Source organism: Streptomyces sp. NPDC054956 (assembly GCF_053609185.1).
On record NZ_JBSGXB010000537.1, the window covers coordinates 1 to 2,844 of the forward strand.

The 2,844-nt window shown below is 78.9% G+C and carries 1 protein-coding gene; it reads left to right on the forward strand.

The window, feature by feature from the left end:
* Window positions 1–1,594: 1,594 nt before the first annotated feature.
* A partial coding sequence (locus tag ACWGDE_RS37905; protein ID WP_453393633.1) for a protein phosphatase 2C domain-containing protein occupies window positions 1,595–2,844 on the forward strand: 1,250 nt, incomplete at its 3' end.

Genomic DNA, 2,844 nt, shown 5'->3' on the forward strand with positions numbered 1-2,844 from the left:
CCTCCGGCCTTCTGCCGGACCCAGGGCGGCTCCTGGGAGCTGGCCGGCGCAGGATGCTGTGCCGAGCGGCGGGTCACCCGTGCGGGCGTCGATGCCCGGGCACCAGTCGTTGCCCGGGGTGGGCCGGAACCCCCGGGTGGGGGACGCGCCGGGTTCCGAGTCCTCGTCGGTGCCGGAGGCGCTGGAGCCCGGGGCTCCGCAGGGGGCGGAGGGCTGGTGGGGCGCCGAGGCGGGGGCGGCTGAGAGGTGGGCGGAAGTGGAGGACGAGTACGCCGACTCCGTGCTGCCGCCTCCGAGGGACCCGAGGGAGGGCGGGCAGACCTGGTACGCGCTGGGCGACGTGTCCGTACCGCCCGCGCTGCCCGAGGAAGAACTGGACGGACCGCTGGCCTGGGGCTGGGGCCTGCCTGGCGACGAACCGGTCGGCGCCACGACCTCGGAGCAGGCCCCGCCCGAGGCCGAGCCGGGCTCCGGCGTCGGTGCCGATGCCGGCTTCGTCTCCTGGCCGCAGCCCGGAGCCGGTGGGCTCGGCCCGGTCGAGCCGCCCGCCTCCGGCCCTGCGGGCGGTACCGGTCGGGATACGGGTTCCGGCTCGGGCGAGGGAGCAGGACAGGGCCCCCGCGGCGGCGCAGGACTTGGCTCAGCCCCCGGCTTCAGTGCGGGTCCCGGTCCCGGTCCCGGTCCCGGAGTCGGTCCGGACGCGGCCGCAGGATTGCGGTCCGGCCAAGGCCATGGTCCTGGCGGTGTTTCCGGCTCGGGCGAGGGCTCCGGTTCCGGCGTGGGCGGGGGCTTCGGAGTGGGCTCGGGCGCAGGGGCGGGATCCGGCTTGGGGTCGGACCCGCGCTCCGGGTTGGACGGTGGCCTTGGTTCCGGGCCCGGCGCGGACTCCAGCGCAGGCGCCGGCTTCGAGCTCGGTTCTCATCCGGGGTCCGGTGCCGGGTGGGGTGCTGGTCCGGAGTCCGGTGGCGGCTCTGTCTCCGGCCAGGGGCCCGACCCCCGGTCCGGCTCCGGTTCAAGCCATGGCCCCGACTCGGGCTCGGGCTCCGGATCCGGCCACGGCTCCGGTTCTGACTCGGGCTTCGGTTCCGGCCATGGTTCCGACCCCGACTCGGGCTTCGGTTCCGGCCATGGTTCCGACCCCGAATCAGGTTCCGGTTCCGGCCATGGAGCCGGGCCCGCCTCCGACTCGGGTTCCGGCCGCGGCCCGGGCTTCGGGTACGGGCGTAGCCCCGGTACCGGGTCCGGACAGCAGTCCGGTGGGGTTGCCGGCCGGGCGGGGCAGGGGGACGGGCCCTTGGCCGGTCCTGGTCCCGGCGCCGGTGCCACTGCCGGGGCCGGGGTCGGGGCCGCCTGGGACGGGGGCCGCCACCACGACGCCGTCCTGAACTCCGGTGACGGTTCAGGCCCGGGGGCTGGTACGGGGGCCGCTCCCGGCTTCGATTCCGGTTCGGAAACCGGCTTCGGGTCGGGGGCGCTCGTGCCCGGGGCAGCCGCCGGTCCAGCAACTGGGGCCGGGGGAGCCTCGGGTGGCGCTGCCACCGGTGAGGAGACCGGCCCCGAGGCAGCCGCTGGTCCGGGGGCCACGGACGGGGCCATGGAGGGTCCGGGGGCCGTTCCCGTGGGCGCTGCCGGCCGGGGTACCGGGGACCGGGACGCCGGTGATCCGGGCACCGCGCAGGGGGTCGCCGCCGGGCCGGGGGCCGGGCCCGGAGCCGTCGCCGGTGCTGGGACCGGGGTCGGAGGCGCGGCCGCTCCGGGGGCAGGGTCCGGCGGTGGTGGCCTGGCTCGGGGGGCCGTTACGTATCTCGGGGATCGGCCGCCCACTTACGCCGCCGAGCCCGTCGCGCTGCCCGCCGCCGACCCGGGCGGGCTCGACGCGCTGACTCCCGACACCGTGCTGGAGGGGGCCCAGTACGGCGGCTACACCCTGCGGGCCGCCTCCCTTCGCGGGGACTCCGCCCGGTTCCGGGGCGAGGCCCGGCGAGACTTCCTGCTCACCGCCCGCTTCGGCAGCGGTCCCGACGCCCTGGTCCTGGTCGTGCTCGCCGGCGGGGACCGCGCCGCGCCCGGAACGGCCCAGGCCGCCGCCGAGGTGTGCCGGTCCATCGCGGCGGCCGTCGGGCGGAGCCAGGCACGGCTGGCCGACGACATCCGCGCCGGGCGCCGCGAGGCCCTGCGCTCCGGGCTCCAGCGGCTCACCGACCGCGCGTACGGGCGGCTGCGCGCCCGCGCCGCCGAGCTGGGGCTCGCGGAGGAGGCGTACACGGCCGGGCTGCGCGCCCTGCTGCTGCCGGTCGACCCCGAATGCCGCACCAGGGTCTGCTTCGGCGCGGGCCCCGGTGGACTGCTCCGGCTGCGCGCGGGCCAGTGGCAGGACCTGGAGCAGACCGCGCCCCCCGTATCCCCCGGATCGGCCGGATCCACCTCGGCCCACGCCCGTTCCCCCCGTGCCGGCTCCGCTCATGCCGCCTCGGCCCACGCCGGCTCCGCCGGGGCCGCACCCGCTGGGCCCGCCCATGCCGCCTCCGGCGGGGCCGTGCCCGCCGGGTCCGCCGCGGCTGGGCCCGCTGGGGCAGCCTCCGCTCCTGCCGCCCCTGCCGGGGCCGCTTCCGACCAGGCTGCTTCTTCCGGGTCCGCGCCCGGCGGATACGCCTCCGCCGGGGCAGCCCCCGGGCATGGCTCCTCCGCTGGGGCACCCCCCGCCGGAGCCGCACCTGCCGGGTCGGCCTCCGCCCATGCCGCCCCCGCCGAGTCTGCCCCCGGTGGAGCCACGCCCGCCGGGTCCGCCCCCGCCCATGGCGCCGCTCCCGGCGCTGTCTTCGACTGGGCCGCCTCGGCCGGGGC